A 26,084-nucleotide genomic window follows, 5' to 3' on the forward strand; every position below is an offset into this window, starting at 1 on the left:
GCGGGAGGTTGATGTCAAGCGGGTGGGACGGGCGTCTCATTATTTGAGCCTCTACGGATGACCATCGAGCCACCGGACGAGCCGCCGGCCAAGGCGGGCTGGGCCGTACCGCCCGGTACTGGGAACGTACCTCGCACGAGCGCACGCCGCAGCCTGTATTCGTCAAGCGGTCCGGAGAACGCCGCTCCCTGGCCGTGGGTGCACCCCATCGCCCGCAGCGCCAGCAGCTGCTCGGGGAGGTCCACCCCGTCGGCCACGGACTGCATGCCCAGGTCGTTTGCGATCCGCAACAATCCGGCCGTGATCTTGTGCAGTCTGGCTGATTCGACCACCCCTTCGACCAGGCCCCGGTCCAGCTTGAGCAGGTCCACCGGGAGCCTGCGGAGGGCGCTGATGGCCGCGTAGCCGCTGCCGAAGCCGTCCAGGGCGATCCGTACCCCGAGCCGGTGCAGGGCCGTCAGACGGCGCTCCAGCTCGTCGAAGGGCACCCTGGGGTCGGAGGCGGCCAGTTCGAGCACGAGGGACCCGGAGGGCAGCCCGTGGCGGGTCAGCAGGGCCTCCACGCTGCTGCCGGGCGAGGAGCGGTCCAGCAGCCGCTGGGCGGTCATCCGGACGGCCACTGGTACGTCGTGCCCGGCGCGGTGCCGCTCGGCGGCCTGCTCGACCGCCTCCTCCAGGAGCCAACGGCCCAGTTCGGCGGTGCGCGAGCCGTCCGGCCCGGCCGCCGGACCGCCCTCGCTGTGCTCGGCCACCCGGAGGAACTCGGCCGGGGTGAAGAGGATCCCCTGGGCGGAGCGCCAGCGGGCCTGCGCGGCGACGGCGGTGACCTCGCCGGTGGCCAGGCAGACCACGGGCTGGTGCAGCAGGGCGAACTCGCCCTCGTGCAAAGCGGTACGCAGCCGTCCGGCCAGCTCGGCCTTGCGGACGACCTCGGCCTGCATCTGGGGCGCGTACAGCTCGACCCGGTCCTTGCCGCCCGCCTTGGCCCGGTACATCGCGAGATCCGCGTTGCGCATCAGGTCCGAAGGGGTGATGCCGGGGTCCGCGAAGGCGACGCCGATGCTGGCGGCCACCCGGACCTCGCTCCCCGCGATGCGGTACGGCTGGGAGAGGGTGGCGCGCAGCCGGTCGGCGATGTCGTGGACCTGGCACTCGCGGGCGCTGCGGTCGCGGCTGCCGTCGCCGAGGATCAGCGCGGCGAACTCGTCGCCGCCGAGGCGGGCGGCGGTGTCACCGGCCCGGACGGCGTCCTGGAGGCGGCGGGCGGCCTCGACGAGGAGTTCGTCGCCGGCCTGGTGGCCGATGGTGTCGTTGACGGCCTTGAAGCCGTCGAGGTCGATGAAGAGCACGGCGGTGCTGTGGTCGCCGGCCCGGCGGCCGGTGAGGGCCTGGCGGACGCGGCGGGTGAAGAGGGCCCGGTTGGGCAGGTCGGTCAGCGGGTCGTGCTCGGCGCTGTGCTGGAGCTGCGCCTGGAGGCGGACCCGCTCGGTGACGTCGCGGCTGTTGAGGATGAGGCCGCCCTGGTGGCGGTTGACGGTGGACTCCACGTTGAGCCATTCGCCGCCGCCCGACTCGAACCGGCACTCGATGCGGGTGGTGGGCTCCTCGGCGGGCGGGGCGGCCAGGAAGCGGCGTACCTCGTGGACCACCCGGCCGAGGTCGTCGGGGTGGATCAGGGCGGCGAGCTCGGTGCCGACCAGTTCCTCCGCCTCGCGGCCGTAGACCCCGGCGGCGGCGGGGCTGACGTAGCGCAGGGTCCCGGTGGGCGCGGCGATCATGATGACGTCGCTGGAGCCCTGGACCAGGGAGCGGAAGTGGTTCTCCTTCTGGGCCAGTTCCTGGGTGAGCGCGATGTTGTCGAGGAGCATGATGCCCTGCCGGATGACGAGGGCGAGGACGACGGTGCAGCCGGTGAAGACCACCATCCGGTCCACCTTCCGGCCGTCCACGACGTTGTAGAGGATGCCGAGGGTGCAGACGGCGGCCGCGAGGTACGGGGTGAGCGCGGGCAGCGAGCCGGTGATGGGGCGGCTGTGCGGACGGTCCTGGCGCGGCGGCGCGGGGCGCGGGACGGGCTCGGGCCGGCGGGCGCCCCAGGGGGCGTAGGCGAGCAGCAGCGAGCCCGCGAACCAGCCGGCGTCGAGGATCTCCCCGGAGCTGTAGGTGGTGTTGAGCAGCGGCGAGGTGAACAGGGCGTCGCTCAGGACGGTCAGGGCGAGGGCGGCGATCGCCGTGTTGACCGCCGAGCGGTTGTTCGCCGAGCGCCGGAAGTGCAGCACCAGGACCATCGAGACCAGCGCGATGTCCAGGAGGGGGTACGCGAGCGAGAGCGCGGCGCGCGGCACGCTGCCGGGGGCTCCCGACTGGGCGGTGCGGGCGGCGTTGGCGAGGGCCAGGCTCCAGGACAGGGTCAGCAGCGAGCCGCCGATGAGCCAGGAGTCGAGGCCGAGGCAGACCCATCCGGCCCGGGTGACCGGGCGTTTGGCCAGGACGAGCAGGCCCACGATGGCGGGCGGTGCGAAGCAGAGGAAGGCGAAGTCGGCGAGCGAGGGCTCGGGGACCTTCTGGCCGAGGACCACCTCGTACCAGCCCCAGACCGCGTTCCCCAGGCCGCCCATGAGCGAGGAGAAGGCGAACATCAGCCAGGCGGGGCGTTCGCGCCGGTCGATCGCGCGGGCGTAGTGGTAGCAGGAGACGGCGGCCAGTAATCCGGCGGCGCTGAGTCCGAAGTCGCCCATGATCTTGGCCATTTCGGGCGACCCCCAGCCGAGGGCGGCTCCGACCGCGTAGCCGCCGCTGACCAGTGCGAGGAGGAGTTGCGCCGCGAGGCCCCGGCCGCCTCCGCCGGTGACCGGCGGCCGGGTCAGCAGCGCCGCCCCCGGGGCGCTCACCGGTGCCCCTCGCCGGCCGGTTCCGGTGCATTCCAGTCTCGGCAGCGTCGCCTCCGGCGGCCCTGCCGCAGCGGATCCTTCGTCCATTGGCCGTGCATCGCCCGTCGCCCCCCAAAGTGTCCGATCACTCCCCAGCGCCAGACGTACGTGGCGCAGCCCCTTGTTCCGGACGATACACCACTTTCGTCACTCAGCGACATAGCCGATCTACGCTCCGTCACCAAGAGGGGGGTCCTGGCCACCGGTCGCGCATGCTTCGTCGCCCAGCGTAGCGACGTGCGGCCCGGAAGTGCGGGACGCGCCGGCCTCAGTCCTTGATCAGGACGGTGTTGTGGACCTCCTCCCCCGCGGCGAACCGGGTGAGCTGGCGGGCCAGGAGCCGCTTCGCCCTGGGCTCGAACGCCGAGCTGCTGCCGCCCACGTGAGGGGTGATCAGGACGTTGGGGGCGTGCCAGAGGGGGTGGCCGGCGGGCAGCGGCTCCGGGTCCGTGACGTCGAGCGCGGCGCGCAGCCGGCCGGACTCCAGTTCCGCCAGCAGGGCCGCGGTCTCGACGACCGGTCCGCGCGAGACGTTCACGAGCAGGGCGCCGTCCTTCATCCGCCCGAGGAAGGCGGCGTCGACGAGCCCCCGGGTGTCCTCGGTCAGCGGGGTCGTGACGACGACGACGTCCGCGTCCGGGAGCAGGCCCGGGAGGTCGGCGAGGGCGTGGACCGGACCGTGCGGGGCAGTGCGGGCCGAGCGCGCGACGCGGGTGACCGGCCCGCACTCGAAGGGGACGAGCCGGTCCTCGACGGCCGCGCCGATCGCCCCGTAGCCGACGATCAGGACGGACCGGTCGGCGAGGGCGTCGTAGAAGCCGCCGCGCCACTCCTCGCGGTCCTGGCCGCGCACCATGCCGGGGATGCCGCGCAGGGAGGCGAGGACGAGGGTGAGGGCGAGCTCGGCGGTGCTGGCCTCGTGGACGCCGCGGGCGTTGCACAGCCGTACGCCCGGGCGGAGGTCGCCGAGGCCGGGCAGGACGTGGTCGATGCCGGCGGTGAGGGTCTGCACCACCCGCAGGGCGGGCATGCGGGCGAGCGGGCGCAGGGTCACCTCCTGGGACTTCATGTAGGGGGTGACGTAGAAGACGCAGTCGGCCGGGTCGGCGGGAAAGGTGTCCTCGCCGTCCCACTGGCGGTAGCGGAAGCGGTCGGGGAGGCCGTCGATCTCTCCGGGCGGGAAGGGGAGCCAGACGTCCCCGGTCGTTGCAGTCATGATCACGAGGCTATGCGAAGGGAACTGGATCAAGCCGTTAGTTTGAGGGCCGGACCGGGACCGGGCCGGAAGGGGGACGCAGGGGTGGAGCGCAGGTCGATCGGGTCGGGACCGCTGACGGTGGGCGCCATAGGACTCGGCTGCATGCCGATGAGCTGGGCCTACGCGCCTTCGCGGCGGCGGGGCGAGGAATCGCTGCGGACCCTGCACACGGCGCTGGACCTCGGGGCGAATCTGCTGGACACGGCCGATCTGTACGGGCCTTACACCAACGAGCTGGTGCTGGGGCGGGTGCTGCGGGAGCGGCGGGCCGAGGCCTTCGTCTCCGCCAAGGTGGGGCTGCGGGCGGGCGAGGGGCACGTGGTGGCCGACGGGCGGCCGGGGTACGTGCGGCGGGCGTGCGACGCCTCGCTGCGGCGGCTGCGGACCGACGTCATAGACCTGTACCAGCTGCACCGGGTGGATCCGGAGGTGCCGGTGGAGGAGACCTGGGGCGCCATGGCGGAGCTGGTGCAGGCGGGGAAGGTGCGGGCCCTGGGGTTCTGCGCGCTCGGCGCGGGGGCCGGGCCGGGGGCGGGGCGGCGCGGGGACCGGGGGTACCGGACGACGCTGCGGCAGCTGGAGCGGGTCCAGCAGGTGTTCCCGGTGACGGCGGTGCAGGCGGAGCTGTCGGTGTGGTCGCCGGAGGCGGCGTGGCAGCTGCTGCCGTGGTGTGCGGCGCGGGGGGTGGGGATGCTGGCGGCGATGCCGCTGGGCAGCGGGTTCCTGACCGGGACGCTGACGCCGGGGCAGGGTTTCGAGGAGGCGGACGTACGGGCGCGGCACCCGCGGTTCACGGCGGACGCGATGGCCTCCAACCAGGTGCTGGTGGCGGGGCTGCGGCGGGTGGCCCGGCGGCACGGGCCGGAGGTCACGGCGGCGCAGGTGGCGCTGGCCTGGGTGCTGGCGCAGGGGCCGCACGTGGTGCCGGTGCCGGGGGCGGAGCGGGCGCGGTGGGCGGCGGAGAACGCCCGGGCCGCGGAGGTACGGCTCACGGGCGCGGAGCTGGCCGAGATAGCGGCGCTGCCGGCGGCGGTGGGAGCCTGGGACTAAGTCCTCGTTGCCGCTGCCCGCTGCCCGCTCCCCCGGTCCACTCGATCGGGTGTACGAGGGGTGGAACTTCGGGACCGGCCGGGTCTGTTGAGTGGAGTGAAGGGCAGGACTGGAGGACACCGGACAGGGGACGGACGACCGGAGGGGAGCGGGACGATGCGGTACGGACAGTTCCACAGGGACGGGGCACTGCGGGGCCCCGGGGTGCCGGGGTACGGGGAAGGCCGCGCGCGGCGCAGGGGCGTGCTGGCGGGGCTCGCGCTGGCCGGGTGCGGCGCCCTGCTGGCGGCGGGCTGTTCCCCGCCGGGCGGCGAGCGGGCCGGGCCGGGCGGTTCACCGCCGGGGTCGCCGCCGGCCGGAGCGGCGTCCCCGGGGGCGTCGGACGCGTCGGGGGCGCCCGCGAAGGGGTCGGTGACGGTGTCGGGCGAGGTCGCCAAGGGCCTGGAGTCCCCCTGGGGCGTGGCCCCGCTGCCCGGCGGGGACCTGCTGGTCGCCTCGCGCGACAAGGGCACGGTCAGCCGGGTGCGGACGGACACGGGCGCCGTGACACAGATCGGCAGGGTGCCGGGGGTGGCCCCGGGCGGGGAGGGCGGCCTGCTGGGGCTCGCGCTGTCCCCGGACTTCGCCTCGGACCGGATGGTCTACGCGTACTTCACGACCGAGTCCGACAACCGCATCGCCCGGATGCGGTACGACGAGCAGAGACCGGCCGGTCAGCAACTGGGTGCGCCCGACACGGTGTTGCGGGGGATCCCCAAGGGACTCATCCACAATGGCGGCCGGATCGCCTTCGGCCCCGACCGGATGCTCTACGCCGGCACGGGCGAGACGGGGAACACGGCGCTGGCGCAGGACAGGAAGTCGCTGGGCGGGAAGATCCTGCGGATGACCCCGGACGGGCGGCCGGCAGCGGGCAATCCGGAGGCCGGATCCGTCGTCTACTCCTACGGGCACCGCAATGTGCAGGGCCTCACCTGGGACAAGGACAAACGGCTCTGGGCGTCCGAGTTCGGCCAGCGCACCTGGGACGAGCTGAACCTCGTCGAGCCCGGGGGGAACTACGGCTGGCCGGAGGCGGAGGGGAAGGCCGGCAAGGCGGGGTTCCGAGATCCGGTGGCGGTGTGGAAGACGGACGAGGCCTCGCCGAGCGGGATCGCCTGGGCGGAGGGCTCGCTCTGGATGGCCGGGCTGAAGGGCGAGCGGCTGTGGCGGATCCCGCTGAAGGGCGCCGCCGCCGCGGCGGAGCCGGAGGCCTTCCTCCAGGGGAAGTACGGCCGGCTGCGCACGGTGGTGCCGCTCGAAGGGGACCAGTTGCTGCTGGTGACGAGCGAGACGGACGGGCGCGGGTCGCCGGAGTCCGGCGACGACAGGATCCTGAGACTGACGGTGCGGTGACCTGAGCGGCTCCGGAGGGGGCGGAAGGCAGGGCGAGCGCGGTGTTCAACATGATCGAGGAACTCTTCAACCCGGGACGCAAGCACACGCACGAGGAGAAGAAGCGCCTGGAGCTGTCCCGGACCGACGTCGGTGACGGCGATCCGGGACGGGGTCCCATAGACCTCGACACCGGCAAGGTGCTCATACGCCCGGCCGACGTCCCTGAGCCGGGCGGGGCCCCCGAGCCGGGCGGGGCCGCCGGGGGCGAGGTGCCCTAGGAACGTCCTCCCGGGACCGCGGGGGACCCCGCCGGGGCGAGCGGCGCGGTGAAGAGGCGGAGCCGGTGGGCGAGGGCCGCGGCCTCGCCCCGGCTCGCCACTCCGAGCTTGGCCAGGATGTTCGAGACGTGCACGCTGGCCGTCTTCGGGGAGATGAAGAGCTCCTCCGCGATCCGCCGGTTGGTGCTGCCGGCCGCGACGAGCCGCAGGACGTCCCGTTCCCGGCTGGTCAGCCCCAGGGCCTCGATGGGGTCGGTGTCCGGGAGCGGCGCGGCCGGGTGGGCCTCCTCGGCGGTCAGCGGGAGCCGGGCGCGCTGGGCGAGCAGGGCCAGGTCCTCCCGGAGCCGCCGGGCGCCGAGCCGGCCGGCGGCGGCGTGGGCGTCGCGGAGCAGGCCGGCGGCGGTCTCGCGGTCCCCTCCGGAGACGAGCAGCGCCTCGGCGAGCCGGTGGTGGGCGCGGGCGAGCAGGTACGGGCGCTGGAGGGGGCGTACGGCGGCCTCGACCGCGGTCCAGTCGGCGACGGTGTCCCGGGCCTCGGCGCGGAGCAGTTCGGCCCGCAGGTACTCGGCGTGGGCGACCCAGACGGGGACCGGGGTGGCCAGCGTCCGGGCGGCGGCGCGCAGCACCTCCAGGGCGGCGTCGCGTCCGGCGTCGGCGGCCGGGAGGCCCCGGGCGTCCGCCTCGGCGGAGGCGGAGGCCAGCAGCAGCGGCCAGGCGTAGCGGTGCTGGCCGAGCGGGAAGCCGTGGTCCACGGCGTCGGCGGTCTCGGCGCGGACGTCGGCGATGCGGCCCTCGCCGTCGGCCAGTCCGATGGCCAGCCGGTGGAGCGGGAGCTGGCGCTGGGGCTGACGGTCGTGGCTGCCGAAGTGGGCGTGGGCGGCGGCGAGCTGCTGGGCGGCTTCGGTGAGTTCGCCGCGGGCCAGGGCGAGGTAGGCCAGGCGGGCGGCGGCGGCGCCGCGCGGGGCGGCGCTCTGGCCGACGCGCAGGGTGCGGCGGGCTGCCTCAGCGGCCTCGTCCCAGCGGCCGAGGCTGTACAGGCTCTCCGCCATGTTCCCGCAGACCCAGGCCTCGGTGTCCAGGAGCCGGGACCTGCTGACGAGTTCGACCCCCCGTTCGGCCAGTTCCACGGCTTCGCGGGACCGGCCCATGGCTTCGAGTTGAGAGGTGATGTTGACGTGAGCGCGACCTGCGACCACGGTGAGCCCGAGTTCGGTGGCGCGGTCCTTGACCGCGTCGAGTTCGGCGAGGCCGGTGGTGCCGTCGCCGGAGTCGGTGAGCAGGCAGCCGTAGGTGATCCGGGCGTTGAGCTCGGTCTCCTCGGCCCCGATCATGCGGGCGTACTCCACGGCCCGTTCGGCGGCGGCGAGGTTGCCGGGGCCCGGGTTGTGGAGCATGCCCCAGCCCGCGGCCTGGACGAGGACGTCGGCGTGCACCTGGGACGGGGGCAGCCCCTTGACCAGTTCCTGGGCCGTGGCGATCTCCTCCCAGCCGTCGCCCCGGCCGAGGCTGGCGACGAGACGGGAGCGCTCGGTCCAGAACCAGGCGGCGCGCAGGGGGTCTTCGCCGTCCTCGTCGAGGGTGCGCAGGGCCAGTTTGGCGAGTTTCAGGGCGCGTTCGCGTTCGCCGCCGAAGCGGGCGGCGACGGTGGCCTCGGCGAGCAGGTCGAGGCGCTGGAGCGGGGTGGTGGCGGGGTCGCAGCCGCAGGGCGGGTAGACCTCGGTGTAGTCGGCGGGGCGCAGCCCGGCGCGGACCTCGTCGGGGGCGCTGTCCCACAGGTCCATGGCCCGCTCCAGCAGGCTGAGCTGCTCGGAGTAGGCGTGCCGGCGGCGGGCGGTGACGGAGGCGGCGAGGACCGCGGGCAGGGCCTTGGCGGGGTCGTTGGCCGCGTACCAGTAGTTGGCCAGCCGGATGAGCCGCTCCTCGGCGCGGACCAGGGTTTCGTCGTCCTCCACGGCCTCGGCGTAGCGGCGGTTGACGCGGGCGCGCTCGCCGGGCAGCAGGTCGTCGCTGACGGCCTCGCGGACCAGCGAGTGGCGGAAGCGGTAGCCGTCGCCGTCGGTGGTGGCGAGGAGGATGTTGGCGCCGACCGCGGCGCGCAGGGCCTCGATGAGTTCGTCCTCGCCGAGTCGGACCACGGCGCGCAGCAGGGCGTACTCGACGGTGGAGCCGCCCTCGGCGACGATGCGGACCACGCGCTGGGCGGCGTCGGGCAGTACCTCGACGCGGACGAGCAGGAGGTCGCGCAGGGATTCGGTGAGGCCGGTGCGGCAGCCGCTCTCCTGGGAGGCGACGAGTTCCTCGACGAAGAAGGCGTTGCCGTCGGAGCGGTCGAAGACGGAGTCGACGAAGCTCTCCTCGGGCTGCGAGGCGAGGATCCCGGCGAGCTGGCGGCGCACCTCGGCCCGGTTGAAGCGGGACAGTTCGATGCGGTGGACGGTGCGGAGCCGGTCGAGTTCGGCGAGCAGCGGGCGCAGCGGGTGGCGGCGGTGGATGTCGTCGGCGCGGTAGGTCGCGACGAGGACGAGCCGGCCGCGGGCGAGGGTGCGGAAGAGGTAGGCGAGCAGGTGCCGGGTGGAGGTGTCCGCCCAGTGGAGGTCCTCCAGGACGAGCACGACGGTGCGGTCGGCGGCGAGGCGTTCCAGCATCCTGGCGGTCAGTTCGAAGAGCCGGGCGGTGCTCTCCTCGTCGTGGGGGCCGCGGGGGGTCTCGCCGAGTTCGGGGAGGATACGGGCGAGTTCGTCCTCCTGGCCGGCGGCGGCTTCGGCCAGTTCGTCGGGGAGCAGGCGGAGCAGGGTGCGCAGGGCAGTGGAGAAGGGGGCGAAGGGAAGTCCCTCCGCCCCGATCTCCACACAGCCTCCGACGGCCACCACGGCGCCGCTGCGGGCGGCCTCCGCGATGAACTCCTCGGTCAGGCGGGTCTTGCCGACTCCGGCTTCGCCGCCGATGAGCAGGGCCTGCGGCTCCTGGCCGGCGGCGCACCCCAGGGCGTCCACGAGTGCGGCCAGTTCGTCGGCTCGGCCGACGAACACCGGGCTGACAGATCTGGTCTCCACGCCGCCGAGCATCGCACACAGGTCCGGTCCGGCGGCAGTCGTTATCGCTGCGCTTGTCATCTCGCCCCGTCTCCCGTGGTCCGCGGCGCGGGTTACGCGGCGCGGGTGAAGAGGCCGCGGTGGCGACTCACCGTCCTCTCGGATTCCTGGCTCCGAGAGGTGCGGGAGGCCTTCTTGGCCTCCCGGACGGCCCGGTACCGGTCGGCCTCGCGGATGAGGTCGGCGCGGCGGGCGGTGGCGATCTCGTACTCGAACATCTCGTTCTCCCTGGTTGCTTTCTCGGGCACCTCGTTCGGTGTGATCCAAGATTCGCGTCCCAGAGGGGTGCGGCACATGGGGCTCATGCCGCATCTTCGCGGTGCCGGGGGCCTTAGGCCGGGGTCCGGGGGGCCTGAGGGTGCCTCGGGCGGCCTAAGGCAGGGCGGGAGATCGCGTAAGGCGGTGCCTACTGGGCGGCCGTGGGGAGGGGGAAGAGCAGGTCGAAGTACATGAGGCCGAAGAGCAGGACCCCGAGGAGGCCGAGGGCCACGGCGGCCCAGGAGACGGAGCGGACCCAGGCGGGGTGGACCCGGCCGGGGGCGCCGAAGGCGGGCCCGGCGAGGACGAGGACGGCGAGGAGGAGGGCGAGGGTGGACAGGACACCGTTGACGAGGGCGGTCATGTGCCAGGCGTCGCCGTACAGGGCGGCGATCTTCTCCTTGGCGGTGGTCGCGCTGACCGATTCGATCTGGCCTATGAGCGTCTGGCGTTCGGCGGCGACGCGCGAGACCCAGCTGCCGCTGAGGGCGACGAGGCCGAGGCCCGCGGCGACGACGGCGGACGCGGCGGCTCCGACGCCGGTGCTCCGCTCGGGGGCGTCCTCGGCGTCCTCGGTGTCCTCGTCGGCCTCTTCGGGGTTGTGGGGGTCTTCGGCGTCGGCGGCGTCCCCGGTGGTGCCGGCCGGCTCGACGTCGAGGTCGGCGGCGGGTTCGGCGGCTGCCGTCCCGGGGGTGGCCGCCTTGTCCTCGGGGGCGTCCGCGTCCGCGTCGGGTGCGGTCGGGACGGGGGTCTTCGTGGTGTCCATGCCGGGCACCGTAGGCGGCGTTTCTGAGAGGTTCCTGAGAGGTGCGTGCGGGCTCCGGCGCCGGTGGGCCGCGGGCCCCCGGCGGGGCCCGCGGTGGTGGCTACGCCTGGCGGGCGGCGGCCCGTTCGTGGGCGAGTACGGCCCAGACCTCGGTGTCCTGGCGGACGCCGCGGTGGAGGTGGTTCTGCCGCATGACGCCGTCGCGGGTCAGTCCGAGGCGTTCGGCGGCGGCGATGCTCTTCTCGTTGCCGGCGGCCACGTGCCACTCCACGCGGTGCATGCCGCGCACGTCGAAGGCCCAGTCGATCAGGATCCGGCAGGCCTTGGTGACCAGGCCCCGGCCGGCCCCGGCGGGCTCCAGCCAGCAGCCGACCTCGCAGTTGCCCGCGGCGGCGTCGAAGGTCCGGAAGAGGACCCCGCCGACGAGGGTGCCGTCGACGCGGATGCCGTAGAGCCGGGCGCCGTCCCTGGCGGCCTCCTCCGCCTTGGTGCCGAGCAGGTGCCGCGCCGATGCGAGGTCGGTGACGCGGTCCGGGAGGCCGATGAACCGGCCGATGAACTCGCGGCCCCGGTCCATGTGCGCCAGGAACTCCTCGGCGTGCCACACCTCCAGCGGGAACAGCTGGGCGTCGTCGGCCAGGTCTATCGCGAACATCTGTGCTTCCTTACGGCTCGTGACCGGTCAGCGGGTCGTGCGGGCCGGCTCGGAGTGGTCCGCCTCCGGCCGCTGCGACGGAAGTGTCGCACGGGGGGCGGCCCGCTCCGGCGGCTCGATGCTGATGCGGGGCAGCCGGCGGTCGAGCCAGGCGGGGATCCACCAGTTGGCGCCGCCGAGCATGTGCATGAGGGCGGGGACGAGCAGGGTTCGCAGGACGAAGGCGTCGAGCGCGACGGCGGCGGCGAGCGCGATGCCGAACATCGCGATGAGCCGGTCGCCGCTGAGCACGAAGGCCAGGAAGACGGAGATCATGATGACGGCCGCCGAGTTGATCACCCGGCTGGTCTCGGCGAGGCCCACGCGGACGGCCCGCCGGTTGTCGCCGGTCTCCAGCCACTCCTCGTACATCCGGCTGACCAGGAAGACCTGGTAGTCCATGGAGAGCCCGAAGAGCACCGACACCATGATCACCGGCAGGAAGGGTTCGATCGGTCCGGCGCTGCCCAGGCCCATCGGTTCGCTCCCCCAGCCCCACTGGAAGACCGCGACGACGACGCCGAAGGAGGAGGCGACGGCGGCGACGTTCATGGCGGCGGCCTTGAGCGGTATGCCGATGGACCGGAAGGCGAGCAGCAGCAGGACGCAGCCGAGCGCGATGACCACCCCGACGAAGAGCGGCAGCTTGCCGACGATCACCTCGGCGAAGTCGTCGTAGCCGGCCGTCACCCCGCCGACGTGGGCGTCCATGGTGCTGCCGTGCGCGGCGCGGGGGATGACGTCCCGGCGCAGGGCGTCGACCAGTGCGCTCGTGGCCCGGGACTGGGGGGCGGAGTCGGGGACGACGGTGAGGACGGCGGTGTCCCCGCTGCGGTTGAAGACGGCCGGGCCGGCGGAGGCGACGCCCTCGGTGGTGCGCAGGGCCTCCGTCAGCCGCTCGAAGGCGATGCGGTCGCCCGCGCCGTCGAGCCGGGCGACGACGCTGAGCGGGCCGTTCGTGCCGGGTCCGAAGCTGTCGGCCAGCAGGTCGTAGGCCTTGCGGGTGGTGGAGGCGGCCGGGTTGTTGCCCTGGTCGGAGGTGCCGAGGTGGAGCGAGAGGGTCGGCAGGGCGAGCACGGCCATCACCAGGGCCGCGACCAGTCCGAGGAGTTTGGGGTGGCGCTCCACGAAGGCCGACCAGCGGGCGGCGAAGCCGGTGGGCGGCTGGGGCCGGGGGCCCTCGGCGGCGAGCTTGCGCCGTTCGCGGCGCGAGAGGGCCCGCATGCCGATGTACGAGAGGAGGGCGGGCAGCAGGGTGACGGAGGCCGCCACGGTGAGCACCACGGTGAGGGAGGCGGCTATCGCGACGCCGTCGAGGAAGTTCAGCCGGAGCACCAGCATGCCGAGCAGGGCTATGCAGACGGTGGCCCCGGCGAACACGACGGCCCGGCCGGTGGTGGCGACGGCGTTCGCGGCGGCTTCCTCGACGGTGAGGCCGCGCGCCAGGCCCTTGCGGTGCCGGGTGACGATGAAGAGGGCGTAGTCGATGCCGACGCCGAGGCCGACGAGGGTGCCCAGCATCGGGGCGAAGTCGGCGACGGGCATGGCGTGCCCGAGGAGGGTGATGCCGAAGTAGGCGCTGCCGACGCTGACGAGGGCGGTCGCGATGGGCAGCAGGCTGGCGGCGAGGGAGCCGAAGGCGAGGAAGAGGACCACGGCGGCGATGCCGACGCCGATGACCTCGGCGAGGTGGGCGCTGGGCGCTTCGGTCAGGCCGATGGCGCGGCCGCCGAGTTCGACCTGGAGGCCGTCGGCCTGGGTGGCGGGGTTCTTCACGGTGTCGACGACGGCCTTGGCCTGGGCCTTGGGCACGGAGTCGGCCGGCCGGTCGAAGGTGACCACCGCGTAGGCGGTGCGGCCGTCGGGGCTGATCTGCGCGGCGCCGGCGGGGCCCGGCGTGTAGGGGCCGGCGACGGATGCGACTCCGGGCAGGGCCGCGACGGCGTCCAGGGCCCGGGTCATGCGCTGTTCCATCTCCGGGGTGCGTACCGTCCGGTGGTCCGGGGCCCGCCACACGATGGTGTCGGTGTCGCCGCCCTGGCCGGGGAAGCCCTCGCGCAGCAGGGCGTGGGCCTTGGCGGATTCCGTGCCGGGGACCTCGTAGTCGTTGGAGAACGCGGCGCCGGCCGCTCCGGCCGCCGCGGCGGTCCCACCGAGGGCGAGCAGCCAGATCAGGACGGTCACCAGTCGGTGCCGCAGGCACCAGCGTGCGATTGCTGCCAACGGACGTGCTCCCTGGTGGTTCGGATCTTCAGCGGGAGGTGGCCCGGCGCAAAGAACTCATGAACGCGTGAACTTGTGAAGGTTCGGCCGCGAGGTCCGCCGCGGCCAGGGTGGTCTACACCTCGATTGACACGATTCCAGCCTTTCGTGATCGTTGGCTCGTTTCGTGTGCATCGTCACAGGCATGTGGCGGGATGCGGGACCTTGGTCACTGGTGCTCGGGGACGGACGGCTCGTCGGCCCGGTAGCCGGGGAGCGAGGGCCAGCGCACGGTGAGGACCACCGAGTCCTCCTCCGCGTACCAGGAGTGGTCGACCCCGCGTCCCCAGACCACGTAGTCGCCCTGCTCGGCGAGGACCACGGTGCGGCCGGGGAACTCCAGCCGGAACCGGCCGCTGACGAGTACCTGGAGGGCGGTGCGGCGCTCGCCGGTCACCCACTGCTCGCGTTCCTCGCCCTTGGGGTGGACCCCCCACTTGATCTCGACGTCCTCGCTGTGGCGGGGATCGCCGGGGCTCTTGAAGTGGCCGAGGAGCCAGCCCCGGTCGGCGGCTGCGTCGGGGGTGGCCTTGCCCGTGTAGATGGCGGAGTCGTCAGTCACGGTGTGAGGCTAATGCAGTTGTACGTACGGTCCCGCACCTGGTCAGCTGGCCGGCATGACGATGGATCCTGATGAACTGATGAAGGTGCGCGACCGCTACGACGCCGAGATGCGGCGCGACGCGCAGCCCGACGCCGCGCACGCGCGGGTGGAGCGGGCGGGCCGGGTCGTACGCCAGACCGTGCCGGGGCTCGGCTGGAACGGCGTGCTCTGGTCGGACCTCGACGAGGACACGGCGGACGCGGAGATCGCGGCGCAGCTCGCGTACTTCGGGGGCCGCGGGGAGGACGTCGGCGGGCCGGAGTTCGAGTGGAAGCTGTACTCCCACGACCGCCCGGCGGACCTCGGGGACCGGCTGCGCGCGGCGGGCTTCGTGCCGGAGGCTCCGGAGACGCTGGTGGTGGCGCGCACGGCCGACCTCGCCGCCCTGCCGGTGGAGCCGCCGGAGGGGATCACGCTGCGGGTGGTGACGGACGAGGCGGGCGTGGACCTGATGATGGAGGTGCACCACCGCGCCTTCGGCACCGAGCGCCCCCGGATCCGCGAGCAGATGCTCACGCTGCTGCGGGACGAGCCGGACACCATCGAGGCCGTGCTGGCGATGGCCGGGGACGTCCCGGTCAGCGCGGCCCGGATGGAGATGCGGCCGGGCAGCGCCTTCGCCGGCCTGTGGGGCGGCGGCACCGCACCCGAGTGGCGCGGCCGCGGCATCTACCGCCTGCTGGTGGCCCACCGCGCCCGCGTGGCGGCGGCCCGGAACATCCCGTACCTCCAGGTCGACGCCTCGGACGACAGCCGTCCGATCCTGGAGCGCCTGGGCTTCGGCGTGCTCGGCGTGACGACCCCTTACATCTGGCAGGGCACCCGCGCCTGACCCGCGCCCGGGACCGGGACCCGGCGGCGGGGGCCTCACCGGCAGGCGGAAATGCCTTTCGCGCGCCCCGCCCCGCAGGGGAGGATCCCGGTATGCAGAACACAGAACGCGTCGGCCCGCCGCTGACCGGCGGGGAGCGCGAGACGCTCCGGGCCTATCTGGACTTCCACCGGGCCACCCTCGCCTGGAAGTGCGAGGGCCTCGGCGACGAGGAGCTGCGGCGGCAGGCGTCGCCGCCGTCCACCCTGTCCCTGCTGGGGCTGGTGCGGCACATGGCCGAGGTGGAGCGGCAATGGTTCCGGCGCACGCTGGGCGGCGCCGACGTACCGCACCTGTGGTCCGACGACCACGACTTCCAGGCCGCGTACGACGCCACGACCGCGACCCGCGCCGAGGCGTTCGCCGCGTGGGAGGCGGAGGTGGAGCACTCCCGTGCCGTCGAGGCCGCCGCCGAGTCCCTTGAGGTGACGGCGTACGTCGCCAAGTGGGAGCAGGAGGCCTCGCTGCGCCTGGTGATGCTCCACATGATCCACGAGTACGCCCGCCACAACGGCCACGCCGACTTCCTCCGCGAGGCCGTCGACGGCACGGTCGGCGCGTAGCCGGAACGCGGCCGGACACGGCCTGATCCGAAAGACGCGGCCTACGCGGCGCGCCAGTAGCCCAGGCTGTTCACGCGCTGCTTCGGCAGGCCCAGTTCCTTCTTGAGGTATCCGGCCAGGTCCCGGGTGGTCGCCGTGTCGCAGGCCAGCCAGACGTACGCGTTGGCCGGGTCCGGGCCCAGCAGCTCCGGCAGTTCGGCCCGCACCCGCTCGGCCAGCGCCGACCCGCCGCGCTCCACCCGCCGGACGTCGTGCCGGCCCGGGTCGGCGCGTACGGGCAGGTCCGCGTCGGAGTCGTGCTGGGTCTCGAACCAGATGGTGGCCGGGGTGCGCGGGTAGGCGTCCAGCAGGGAGTTGACGGCGGGCAGCGAAGCCGGGTCGCCGATCACCAGCAGCCGCTCCGGCTCCGGGTCCGGCGCCGTGAAGCCGGTGCCCTGGACGGTGGCCTCCAGGGTGTCCCCCGGCGCGGCCGTGCGCGCCCACCGGCTGGCCAGCCCGTCGTGCAGGGCGAACTCGAAGGCGAAGGTCCCGGCCGCCGGGTCGGGGTCGACCAGCGTGTAGGCCCGCTGGTGCGGACGGCTGCCGCCCTGGAACCAGACCCGGACCCACATGGTCGGGTGCAGGGAGGCGCCCGCGGCGGCCAGCAGCCCGCCGTCGCTGAAGCGGACCCGGCGGAAGTGCTCGGTGACCTCCTCCACCCCGGTCACCGTGAGCGTGAAGTCCTTGCCGCGCAGCAGCTTGAGGACCACGCCCTCCCAGCCCTTGCCGACCGCCATGTCCGACCCTCCCCCTGACACCCTTATAGTAAGGCCAGCCTAACCTAAGACGCCCGGGGAGACGTGAGCAGCGTGACTACAGAGCCCTACGAGGTCTACCGCGACAGCTGGGGCATCCCGCACCTGCGCGCATCCGACCCGGTCCACCTCTCCTACGCCCAGGGCCGGATCACCGCCCTCGACCGGGCCTGGCAGCTCGAAGTGGAACGGCACCGCGCCCAGGGCTCCAGCGCCGCCTTCCTCGGCGCCGACTGCGTCCCCTGGGACCGCTTCGCCCGCCAGGCCCGCCTCGACGACACCGCCCGCCGCTGCCACGAGGCCCTCGACCCCGAGACCGCCGCCTGGCTGCGCGCCTACGTCGACGGCGTCAACTCCGGCCTCGCCGAAGGCGCAGCCCGCGACGAGCGCTTCGCCCGCACCGGCCACACCCCCACCCCCTGGGAGCCCTGGGTCCCGCTGTCGGTCTGGATCGCCACCCACATCCTCTTCGCCGGGTTCGCCACCAAGCTCTGGCGCGAGCGCGTCGCCCGCGTCCTCGGCGACGGCGCCTCCACCCTCTTCGCCACCGACGGCCCCGGCACCGCCGGCAGCAACGGCTGGCTGGTCCCGGGCGACCGGACCGCCACCGGCGCGGCGATCATCGCGGGCGACCCGCACCGCTTCATCGAAGACCCGGGCGTCTACCAGCAGATACGTCTCTCCTGCCCCGAGTACGACGTCCTCGGCCTGGCCGTCCCCGGCGTCCCCGGCCTCGCCCACTTCGGCCACACCGGCAGCGCCGCCTGGGCCATCACCAACGCCATGGCCGACTACCAGGACCTCTACGCCGAGCGGCTGCGCCCCGCCGGCGACGGCCTGGAGGCGCTCGGCCCCGACGGCACCTGGGAGCCCGTCGCCCGGCACACCGAGACCATCGCCGTGGCCGGCGCCGCCGACGTCGAGGTGGAGGTCCTGGAGACCCCGCGCGGCCCGCTCGTCGTCCACGGCGACGCCGACGGCCTCGTCCCCGACGGCGCCGACGCCCTCGCCCTGCGCTACCCGCCGCGCGTCCGCCGCGACCTGGGCTTCTCCGCCCTGCCCGCCCTGCTCCGCGCCCGCACCGTCGCCGACGTCGACCGCGCCCTCGACGGCTGGGCCGAACCGGTCAACGTCGTCCACGCCGCCGACTCCCGAGGCGGCCTGCTGCACCGCGTCGCCGGAGCCGTCCCGCTGCGCGACGCCGCGAACCGGCTCCGGCCGGTGCCCGCCTGGGACGCCCGGCACGCCTGGCAGGGCTGGGCGGCCACCCCCGCCGAGCCGGTCCAGGGCTTCGCCGTCATGGCCAACGCGCGCGGGATCGCGTCCCCGCTCGGCGTGGAGTTCGCGCCCCCGCACCGCGCCGACCGGATCCGGGAGCTGCTCAGCGGCTCGGCGGACTGGTCCCCGAAGGCCATGGCCGACGTGCACGCCGACACGTACCTGGCCTCCGCCGGACCGCTGCTCGCCCTGCTGCCCGCCCCCGACGGCCTCTCCCCCGCCGCCGCCCGGCTCCGGGAACGGCTCCTCGCCTGGGACCGGCACATGGCGGCCGACAGCACCGACGCCGCCGCCTTCGCCGCCTTCCGGAGCGCGACCGTCCGCCGCCTCGCCGCCGACCCCGTCTTCGCGGGCCTGGCCCCGGCCCCCGCCGGCCCGGAGGTCTTCCACCCCTGGCTGTACCTCCTGCCCCGCGTCGGCTACGCCCTGGAGGGCCTGCTCACCACCGGCCTCCTCCCCGGCCTCGACCGCGCCGCGCACGTCCGCGCCGCCCTGGAGGAGGCGGCGGAGGCCGGCGCCCACGACACCCCCTGGTCCCGCCTCCACCTCCTCGCGCCCTGGTCGGCCCTGCCGGACCCGGAGGCCGAGTGGCCGGGCCTGGGCGGCGACCACGACTGCGTCAACGCCACCTCCTCCGTACCCGGGTTCACCGACCGAGCCGCCCGCGCCTCCGCAGCCCGCTACGTCTGGGACCTGGCCCGCCGCGAGGACAGCCTCTGGGCGGTCCCGCTGGGCGCGGACGGCGTCACCGGCTCCCCCCACCACCGCGACCAGCTCCCCTTCTGGGCGCGCTGCGAACTCGTCCCCGTCGTCACCGACTGGGCCCGCCTCACCAAGGAATCCGTATGAGAACCGGCTCCGCCGCCGCCCCCGCGTCCACCCGTACGCCCGTCCACACCCAGCACGTCGAGGGCTTCGGGACGGTCACCATCACCCCCGTCGACCCCGCCGCCGACTCCGCGCTGATCCACTCCTGGGTCACCGAGGAGCGGGCGCGCTTCTGGGGCATGGCGGAGGCCGGCCGCGAACTGGTCCAGGAGATCTACGAGGACGTCGACCGCCGCACCACCCACCACGCGTTCATGGTGAGCCGCGACGGCGCGCCCGTCGCGCTCTTCCAGACGTACGAGTGCGCCGAGGACCGGGTCAGCGAGTGCTACGAGGTCCTGCCCGGGGACGTCGGCGTGCACCTGCTGATCGGCCCCAGCCACGGCGGAGTCCAGCACGGCTTCACCGGCGCCCTGATGACGGTCTTCATCGCGTACGTGTTCTCCGACCCCGCCACCCGCCGCGTCGTCGGCGAGCCGGACGCCCGCAACGCCAAGGCCATCGCCCTGCTGGAGCGGACCGGCTTCGAGCTCGGCCCCGAGGTCGAGCTGCCGGAGATCGACCTGCCGGAGGTCTACCTCCCGGCGAAGCCGGCCCGCCTCGCCTTCCTCAGCGCGCCGGACGCCCGCTGAGGAAGTCCGTGACCAGGGCCGCCCATTCCGCGGGGCGCTCGGCGAACGGGAGGTGCCCGGTGGGCAGTTCCGCGCGCCGGGCGCCCGGCAGGGCCTGCGCCAGCTCCTGCTGGGCGGCCCGGGGCACGAGCCGGTCCCGGGTCGTCTCGACGACCAGGGCCGGTACGCCGATGCCCGCGAGTTCCGCGCGCAGGTCCACGCCCTTGATCAGGGAGGCCTGGTCCCCGCTCCCGGGCGGCACCGTGGACGCGGTCCCCCGCACCGCGTCCTCCAGCTGCCCGGGGCTCAGCGCCTCCAGCTGCTCCTCGCTGAGCACGAGCGGTACGAGGAGCCGCGCGAGCAGCTCGTTCTCCCCGCGCCGGCCCAGCTCGGACCACAGCTCCCCCACCAGGCCGAAGCCGTGCCCGGCCCGCGCGAAGCTCGCGGTGAGCACGAGCCCGGTGACCCGCTCGGGGTACCGGGTGGCGACCCGGACGGCCACGTTCCCGCCCAGCGAGTAGCCGAGCACGGCGAACCGCTCCAGCCCCTCGGCGTCAGCGGCGGCCACCAGCTGGTCGGCCAGCTCGTCGAGGCTCAGCGGCTCCTCGGACTTCGGGGTGCCCCCGGCGCCGGGGTAGTCGACGCCGACGACGCTGTGCCGGGCGGCGAGCTCGTCCAGCAGCGGCCCGAAGTTGGCCTCCACCGATCCGCCCGCCCCGTGGGCCAGCAGCAGGCCGGGCCCGCCGCTCTCCGTGCGGACGGTCCGGGCGTAGTGGGCCCGGTGGGCCCTGCTCGTGGTCGTGGTCGCGGACATGCTGATCCCCCGATTCTTTCCGTAGCGGTCGCTACAGAAAGAAAGCTACCCGATTTTGCTAGCGGTCGCTACAGAAGGTCGCCCACCCCCGGCACCACCACGCCGAAGAGGTCCGCGATCGTGGTGAGGGCGGCCGTCTGGAGGGCTCCGGCGGGCAGGACCGCACCGTCCGGAGCGGCCAGGGCGCGGGTGGCGGTGGCCTCGGCGACCACGGTGGGCCGGTAGCCGCGGTAGAAGGCCCCCTCCGCGGTGAAGGTGACGCACATGTGCGTCATGAACCCGGCCAGCACCAGGTCCTTCCCGCTGCCCGCGCCGAAGCCCAGGCCGGTGAGGACCTTCTCCAGCTCGGTGGCGTGGAAGGCGTTCGGCGCCTGCTTGACCACCACCGGCTCCCCCTCGGCCGGGGCGACCTCGTCGCTGATGGCGCCGATCCGGGCGCGGACGTCGTACGGGGTGCCCTCGCCGCCGTCGTTGACGACGTGCACCACCGGCGCACCGGCGGCCCGGGCCCGCTCCAGCAGCCGGGCACCCGCCGCGAGCGCCTCCTCGGCGCCGTCCAGGGCCATCACGCCGGAACGGTAGGTGTTCTGGAAGTCGATCATCACCAGGACGGAGTCCGCCAGCCGGGCCGGACGCCCGTCCAGCCCGCTCACCTCACGCAGGGACGCGGAAGCCGTGCCCGTGCCCGTGCTCGTGTTCGTGCTCGTGCTCGTGCTCGTGTTCTCGCTCATGAAAAACCCTCCAAAGGGGATGAATTACACGGAAGAAGGCATGGCGGAGCCGCTCCTGCTCCTCCAACGGGTCGGGTGCGGTCAGCCGGCCTGCGTACGGAACCGCCGGCGGTAGGCCGCCGGGGTCGTGGCGAGCTGCCGGCGGAAGGCGCGGTGCAGGGTCTCCGCCGAGCCCAGACCGGCCGCGGCCGCGACCTGGTCGAGCGGGCTGTCGGTGGTCTCCAGCACGCGCCGGGCCACCTCGATGCGGGCCGCTTCGACGTAGGCGGCGGGACTGGTGCCGGTCTCCTGGGTGAAGACGCGGGCGAAGTGCCGCTCGCTCAGGCACATCCGGGCCGCGAGGGCCGGTGCGGACAGGTCCGCGTCGAGGTGGTCGGCGATCCACAGCCGCAGGTCGTCGATGTCCCGGCGGCCGGCGGCCGGCCGGCTGAGCGGCACCGAGAACTGGCTCTGGCCGCCCTGCCGCTTGAGGTACATCACCAGCTGCCGGGCCACCGCCAGCGCGGTCTGCTCGCCCTGGTCCTCGGCGACGAGGGCCAGCGCCAGGTCCAGACAGGCGCTGATCCCGGCCCCGGTCCACAGCCGGCCGCGGTCGGTGCGGACGAAGATCGGATCGGGGTCGACCGCGACCTCCGGATGGTCGGCCGCCAGCTGGGCGGCGGTCGACCAGTGGGTGGTCGCCGTCCGCCCGTCCAGCAGCCCGGCCGCCGCCAGCAGGTGCGCCCCCACGCACACCGACGCCACCCGCCGGGCGTGCGGGGCGGTCTCCCGCACCCACGCCACGACGGCGTCGTCGATCCGGGCGACCGGTCCGGCCTCGGTCACGTCGACCGCGCCGGGCACCAGCAGGGTGTCCACCCGCCCGCCGACGTCACCGAAGGCGGTGTCGGCGAGCAGCCGCACCCCGGCCGAGGTCCGCACCGGTCCGGCCGCGGGCCCCGCGAGGGTGACCTCGTAGCCGGCCCGCCCGCCGGTCTCCCGGTTGGCCAGGGCGAAGACCTCGGCCGGGCCGGTGACGTCGAGGAGGTCGACATCGGGGAAGACCGCGATGACGACCCGGTGCGGAGTGGGCATGACCCCATCCTCACGCGGCCCGCGCATGGCGGCAATGACGATTCCCTGTCACATCCGGACACGGAGCCGGCCGTGCCGGGACACGGCGAAGGCCCCGCACCGGGGTCCGGTGCGGGGCCTTCGTCAGGGTCTGGCCGGGGGTCAGCCCTCGACGCCGAGGCGCTCCAGGATGAGCTCCTTGACGCGGGCCGCGTCGGCCTGGCCGCGGGTGGTCTTCATGACCGCGCCGACCAGGGCGCCGACGGCGGCGACCTTGCCGCCGCGGATCTTGTCCGCGATGGCCGCGTTGCCCGCGATGGCCTCGTCCACGGCCGCGCCGAGCGCGCCCTCGTCCGAGACGACCTTCAGGCCGCGCTTGTCGACGACCTCGTCCGGGGTGCCCTCGCCGCCGAGGACGCCCTCGATGACCTGGCGCGCCAGCTTGTCGTTCAGGTCGCCGGCCGCGACCAGGGCCGCGATCCGGGCCACCTGGGCCGGGGTGATCGGCAGTTCGTCGACCGAGACGCCCTGCTCGTTGGCGTTGCGGGCCAGCTCGCCCATCCACCACTTGCGGGCGGCGGTGGAGTCGGCGCCCTCCTCGATGGTGGCGACGATGGAGTCCACCGCACCGGCGTTGAGGATCGACTGCATGTCGTGCTCGCTGACGCCCCACTCCTCGCGGAGGCGGTTGCGGCGCACGCGCGGCATCTCCGGCAGCCCGGCGCGCAGCTCCTCGACCCAGGCGCGGGCCGGGGCGACGGGGACCAGGTCCGGCTCGGGGAAGTAGCGGTAGTCCTCGGCGTTGTCCTTGATGCGGCCGGCCGTGGTGGAGCCGTCCTCCTCGTGGAAGTGCCGGGTCTCCTGCACGATCGAGCCGCCCGACGAGAGCACCGCCGCGTGGCGCTGGATCTCGAAGCGGGCCGCGCGCTCGACGGAGCGCAGCGAGTTGACGTTCTTCGTCTCCGAGCGGGTGCCGAATTCCTTCGTGCCGTTCGGGCGCAGCGACAGGTTCACGTCGCAGCGCATCTGGCCCTTGTCCATGCGGGCCTCGGAGACGCCGAGCGCCTTGATGACCTCGCGCAGCTCGGCCACGTACGCCTTGGCGACCTCGGGGGCCCGCTCGCCCGCGCCCTCGATCGGCTTGGTGACGATCTCGATGAGCGGGATGCCGGCGCGGTTGTAGTCCAGCAGGGAGTGGGACGCGCCGTGGATGCGGCCGGTGGCACCGCCGACGTGCAGCGACTTGCCGGTGTCCTCCTCCATGTGGGCGCGCTCGATCTCCACGCGGAAGACCTCGCCGTCCTCCAGCTGGACGTCGAGGTAGCCGTTGAAGGCGATGGGCTCGTCGTACTGGGAGGTCTGGAAGTTCTTCGGCATGTCCGGATAGAAGTAGTTCTTCCGGGCGAAGCGGCACCATTCGGCGATCTCGCAGTTGAGCGCGAGGCCGATCTTGACGGCGGACTCGACGCCGATCGCGTTGACGACCGGGAGCGAGCCGGGCAGACCGAGGCAGGTCGGGCAGGTCTGCGAGTTGGGCTCGGCGCCCAGCTCGGTGGAACAGCCGCAGAACATCTTGGTCTTGGTGCCGAGCTCGACATGGACCTCCAGGCCCATGACGGGGTCGTACGACGCGAGGGCGTCCTCGTACGACATCAGTTCGGTGTAGGTGCTCACGGTGAAACTTTCCCTCTCAGCCCAGCAGGACGTCGTCGTCGCCGAGGCGCTTCAGCTCGCGGTACAGGATCGCGAGGCCGGTGACGATGGCGGCGGCGGATACGACGGCGTCGACGAGCTTCAGCGTGTCGTGCTCGGTGCGGGCCTTGCGGGCCTGCTTGATCACGCTGATGGCACCGAAAGCGGTGGTGCCGATCGACAGGTAGGTGCCGGACTTGGACTTCTTGAAGCCCTTGGCCTTGGACAGTGCACTGGAACTCACAGCGACGGAGCCTCCTCAAGCAGCGGGTGGCCCCAGCGCTCGGTGAAGGCGGCCTCGACGGCGGCACCGACCTTGTACAGGCGGTCGTCCTTCATCGCCGGGGCGATGATCTGCAGTCCGACCGGGAGACCGTCCTCCGGTGCCAGGCCGCAGGGAAGCGACATGGCGGAGTTGCCGGCCAGGTTGGTCGGGATGGTGCACAGGTCCGCGAGGTACATCGCCAGCGGGTCGTCGGTGCGCTCACCGATCGCGAAGGCGGTGGTCGGGGTCGTCGGGGAGACGATCACGTCGACCTGCTCGAAGGACTTCTCGAAGTCCTTGGTGATGAGCGTGCGGACCTTCTGGGCGGAGCCGTAGTACGCGTCGTAGTAGCCGGAGCTGAGCGCGTACGTGCCGAGGATGATGCGGCGCTTGACCTCGTCGCCGAAGCCGGCCTCACGGGTCAGGGCGGTGACGTCCTCGGCGGACTTCGTGCCGTCGTCGCCGACGCGCAGGCCGTAGCGCATGGCGTCGAAGCGGGCCAGGTTGGAGGAGGCCTCGGACGGCGCGATCAGGTAGTACGCGGCCATGGCGAGGTCGAAGGACGGGCAGTCCAGCTCGACGATCTCGGCGCCGAGCTCCTTGAGGAGCTCGACCGACTCGTTGAAGCGCTGGACGACACCGGCCTGGTAGCCCTCGCCGGCGAACTGCTTGACCACACCGATGCGCATGCCGGCGACGGAGCCGTTGCGGGCCGCCTCGACGACCGGCGGGACCGGGGCGTCGATGGAGGTGGAGTCGAGCGGGTCGTGGCCGGCGATGACCTCGTGCAGGAGGGCCGCGTCCAGGACCGTACGGGCGCAGGGGCCGCCCTGGTCGAGGGAGGAGGAGAAGGCCACCATGCCGTAGCGGGAGACGCCGCCGTAGGTGGGCTTCACGCCGACGGTGCCGGTGACGGCGGCGGGCTGGCGGATGGAGCCGCCGGTGTCCGTGCCGATGGCGAGGGGGGCCTGGAAGGCGGCGAGCGCCGCCGCGGAACCGCCGCCGGAGCCGCCGGGGATCCGGGTGAGGTCCCAGGGGTTGCCGGTGGGGCCGTAGGCGCTGTTCTCGGTGGAGGACCCCATGGCGAACTCGTCCATGTTGGTCTTGCCGATGATGACGACGCCGGCTTCCTTCAGCTTGCGCGTCAGGGTGGCGTCGTACGGCGGGATCCAGCCTTCGAGGATCTTCGAACCGACGGTGGTCGGGACCCCGACGGTGGTGAAGATGTCCTTGAGGGCGAGCGGGACGCCGGCCAGCGGGCCGAGCTTCTCGCCGGCCGCGCGCTTGGCGTCGACGGCCGCCGCCTGGGCGAGCGCGCCCTCGCGGTCGACGTACAGGAAGGCGTTGACCTTCTCGTCCGTCGCCTCGATGCGCGCGAGGTGGGCCTCGGTGACCTCGACGGCCGTGAGCTCGCCGGAGGCGATCTTCTCGGCGGTCTGGGCGGCCGTGAGCTTGATGATGTTGGTGTCAGCCATGGTGATTAGTCCTCCCCCAGGATCTGCGGCACCTTGAAACGCTGCTGCTCCTGGGCGGGAGCGCCGGAAAGCGCCTGCTCGGGGGTGAGCGAGGGACGGACCTCGTCCGCGCGCATGACGTTCGTCAGCGGCAGCGGGTGGGAGGTCGGCGGGACGTCTTGGTCGGCGACCTCGGAAACGCGGGCGACCGCGCCGATGATGTCGTCGAGCTGTCCGGCGAAGTGGTCGAGCTCTTCGCTCTTCAGTTCCAGACGTGCCAGCCGAGCGAGGTGGGCGACCTCCTCGCGCGTGATGCCAGGCATGCAGCGATCCTCTGGGGGTGAGTGTGTAGGTTTCGGCCCCAATCCTATGGGGCCGGGCCCCCGACCCGTTAAACGGTTTGCCGGGGGCCTGCAGCACGGTGCGGGCAGGCCGCTGCGCGGGGCGGTCCCCTACCCGCCCTTCGCCCGTTCCCCGGGCTCCGCCCGGACCCCTCCTGGGGGCTCCGCCCCCAGACCCCCGCGCCTCAAACGCCGGCGGGGCTATTTATAGCCCCGCCGG

The 26,084-nt window shown here is 73.7% G+C and carries 23 protein-coding genes; 7 read left to right on the forward strand and 16 right to left on the reverse strand.

Translation table 11 applies throughout. The features are described from left to right. Positions 1–14 precede the first annotated feature (14 nt). Both AC07A6_RS34025 and AC07A6_RS34030 read right to left on the reverse strand, forming a co-directional pair. The gene (locus tag AC07A6_RS34025) at positions 15–2,891 is read right to left on the reverse strand and encodes a putative bifunctional diguanylate cyclase/phosphodiesterase (protein WP_478779694.1); all 2,877 of its coding nucleotides are present in this window, start codon (positions 2,889–2,891) and stop codon (positions 15–17) included. Positions 2,892–3,198: 307 nt separating this feature from the next. Continuing rightward, entirely contained in the window at positions 3,199–4,146 is a 948-nt protein-coding gene (locus tag AC07A6_RS34030) for a 2-hydroxyacid dehydrogenase (RefSeq protein WP_362462919.1), read from the reverse strand. Positions 4,147–4,230: 84 nt separating this feature from the next. Between AC07A6_RS34030 and AC07A6_RS34035 the strand changes: the two genes are divergently transcribed. The 3 genes from AC07A6_RS34035 (at position 4,231) to AC07A6_RS34045 (ending at position 6,893) form a co-directional block, all read left to right on the forward strand. Continuing rightward, positions 4,231–5,238, forward strand: coding sequence for an aldo/keto reductase (locus tag AC07A6_RS34035; protein WP_478779695.1), 1,008 nt, complete (start codon positions 4,231–4,233; stop codon positions 5,236–5,238). A 156-nt stretch (positions 5,239–5,394) separates the two neighbouring features. Next, positions 5,395–6,633 carry a PQQ-dependent sugar dehydrogenase gene (locus AC07A6_RS34040; protein ID WP_478779696.1) on the forward strand — a complete coding sequence of 413 codons (1,239 nt, stop codon included), beginning with the start codon at positions 5,395–5,397 and terminating at the stop codon, positions 6,631–6,633. Positions 6,634–6,674: 41 nt separating this feature from the next. After that, positions 6,675–6,893, forward strand: a complete 219-nt coding sequence (locus AC07A6_RS34045) for a DUF6191 domain-containing protein (RefSeq protein WP_478779697.1) — start codon at positions 6,675–6,677, stop codon at positions 6,891–6,893. Here AC07A6_RS34045 and AC07A6_RS34050 read toward each other — a convergent pair. The 6 genes from AC07A6_RS34050 to AC07A6_RS34075 form a co-directional block, all read right to left on the reverse strand. Further along, positions 6,890–9,958: a helix-turn-helix transcriptional regulator gene (locus AC07A6_RS34050; protein ID WP_478779707.1), complete on the reverse strand. Its 3,069-nt coding sequence runs from the start codon at positions 9,956–9,958 to the stop codon at positions 6,890–6,892. The genes AC07A6_RS34045 and AC07A6_RS34050 overlap by 4 nt on opposite strands. A gap of 80 nt (positions 9,959–10,038) precedes the next feature. Then, complete coding sequence (locus AC07A6_RS34055) at positions 10,039–10,233, reverse strand: hypothetical protein (RefSeq protein ID WP_362462904.1); 195 nt, start codon at positions 10,231–10,233, stop codon at positions 10,039–10,041. 158 nt (positions 10,234–10,391) lie between these two features. After that, positions 10,392–11,009 carry a hypothetical protein gene (locus AC07A6_RS34060; RefSeq protein WP_478779698.1) on the reverse strand — a complete coding sequence of 206 codons (618 nt, stop codon included), beginning with the start codon at positions 11,007–11,009 and terminating at the stop codon, positions 10,392–10,394. A gap of 100 nt (positions 11,010–11,109) precedes the next feature. Then, positions 11,110–11,664, reverse strand: coding sequence for a GNAT family N-acetyltransferase (locus tag AC07A6_RS34065; protein WP_478779699.1), 555 nt, complete (start codon positions 11,662–11,664; stop codon positions 11,110–11,112). 27 nt (positions 11,665–11,691) lie between these two features. Beyond that, positions 11,692–13,926 carry an MMPL family transporter gene (locus AC07A6_RS34070; RefSeq protein ID WP_478779700.1) on the reverse strand — a complete coding sequence of 745 codons (2,235 nt, stop codon included), beginning with the start codon at positions 13,924–13,926 and terminating at the stop codon, positions 11,692–11,694. 208 nt (positions 13,927–14,134) lie between these two features. Further along, the gene (locus AC07A6_RS34075) at positions 14,135–14,527 is read right to left on the reverse strand and encodes a cupin domain-containing protein (RefSeq protein ID WP_362462892.1); all 393 of its coding nucleotides are present in this window, start codon (positions 14,525–14,527) and stop codon (positions 14,135–14,137) included. Positions 14,528–14,588: 61 nt separating this feature from the next. Here AC07A6_RS34075 and AC07A6_RS34080 point away from each other — a divergent pair, with 61 nt between their 5' ends. Together AC07A6_RS34080 and AC07A6_RS34085 are read left to right on the forward strand one after the other, a co-directional pair. Next, on the forward strand, positions 14,589–15,401 hold the full coding sequence (locus AC07A6_RS34080; protein WP_478779708.1) for a GNAT family N-acetyltransferase: 813 nt from the start codon (positions 14,589–14,591) through the stop codon (positions 15,399–15,401). 92 nt (positions 15,402–15,493) lie between these two features. After that, positions 15,494–16,003 carry a DinB family protein gene (locus AC07A6_RS34085; protein ID WP_362462889.1) on the forward strand — a complete coding sequence of 170 codons (510 nt, stop codon included), beginning with the start codon at positions 15,494–15,496 and terminating at the stop codon, positions 16,001–16,003. A gap of 41 nt (positions 16,004–16,044) precedes the next feature. Here the strand turns inward: AC07A6_RS34085 and AC07A6_RS34090 are convergent, their stop codons facing one another. Beyond that, a complete protein-coding gene (locus AC07A6_RS34090; protein WP_478779701.1) occupies positions 16,045–16,779 on the reverse strand; it encodes a siderophore-interacting protein in 735 nt (244 codons plus the stop codon). Positions 16,780–16,851: 72 nt separating this feature from the next. Between AC07A6_RS34090 and AC07A6_RS34095 the strand changes: the two genes are divergently transcribed. Continuing rightward, the gene (locus AC07A6_RS34095; RefSeq protein ID WP_478779702.1) at positions 16,852–18,924 is read left to right on the forward strand and encodes a penicillin acylase family protein; all 2,073 of its coding nucleotides are present in this window, start codon (positions 16,852–16,854) and stop codon (positions 18,922–18,924) included. After that, entirely contained in the window at positions 18,921–19,535 is a 615-nt protein-coding gene (locus AC07A6_RS34100) for a GNAT family N-acetyltransferase (protein WP_478779703.1), read from the forward strand. The genes AC07A6_RS34095 and AC07A6_RS34100 overlap by 4 nt, the downstream gene beginning before the upstream one ends. On the opposite strand, the gene AC07A6_RS34105 is transcribed toward AC07A6_RS34100, so the two are convergent. From AC07A6_RS34105 to gatC, 7 genes are all read right to left on the reverse strand, one after another. Then, positions 19,513–20,328 (reverse strand): alpha/beta fold hydrolase, encoded by an 816-nt coding sequence (locus AC07A6_RS34105; protein WP_478779704.1) that lies wholly within the window; start codon positions 20,326–20,328, stop codon positions 19,513–19,515. The genes AC07A6_RS34100 and AC07A6_RS34105 overlap by 23 nt on opposite strands. Before the next feature lie 68 nt (positions 20,329–20,396). After that, positions 20,397–21,059: an isochorismatase family protein gene (locus AC07A6_RS34110; protein ID WP_478779705.1), complete on the reverse strand. Its 663-nt coding sequence runs from the start codon at positions 21,057–21,059 to the stop codon at positions 20,397–20,399. An 81-nt stretch (positions 21,060–21,140) separates the two neighbouring features. Continuing rightward, positions 21,141–22,133, reverse strand: coding sequence for a GlxA family transcriptional regulator (locus AC07A6_RS34115; protein ID WP_478779706.1), 993 nt, complete (start codon positions 22,131–22,133; stop codon positions 21,141–21,143). A gap of 141 nt (positions 22,134–22,274) precedes the next feature. Then, on the reverse strand, positions 22,275–23,765 hold the full coding sequence (gatB, locus tag AC07A6_RS34120; protein ID WP_386271224.1) for an Asp-tRNA(Asn)/Glu-tRNA(Gln) amidotransferase subunit GatB: 1,491 nt from the start codon (positions 23,763–23,765) through the stop codon (positions 22,275–22,277). A gap of 37 nt (positions 23,766–23,802) precedes the next feature. Further along, the gene (locus AC07A6_RS34125; protein WP_030236124.1) at positions 23,803–24,048 is read right to left on the reverse strand and encodes a hypothetical protein; all 246 of its coding nucleotides are present in this window, start codon (positions 24,046–24,048) and stop codon (positions 23,803–23,805) included. Continuing rightward, positions 24,045–25,544 carry an Asp-tRNA(Asn)/Glu-tRNA(Gln) amidotransferase subunit GatA gene (gene gatA, locus AC07A6_RS34130; RefSeq protein ID WP_386271221.1) on the reverse strand — a complete coding sequence of 500 codons (1,500 nt, stop codon included), beginning with the start codon at positions 25,542–25,544 and terminating at the stop codon, positions 24,045–24,047. The genes AC07A6_RS34125 and gatA overlap by 4 nt, the downstream gene beginning before the upstream one ends. 5 nt (positions 25,545–25,549) lie before the next feature. Beyond that, entirely contained in the window at positions 25,550–25,846 is a 297-nt protein-coding gene (gene gatC / locus AC07A6_RS34135; protein WP_007266718.1) for an Asp-tRNA(Asn)/Glu-tRNA(Gln) amidotransferase subunit GatC, read from the reverse strand. Between the last annotated feature and the right edge of the window lie 238 nt (positions 25,847–26,084).

The sequence above is a fragment of the Streptomyces sp. NPDC044002 genome (genome assembly GCF_056434525.1).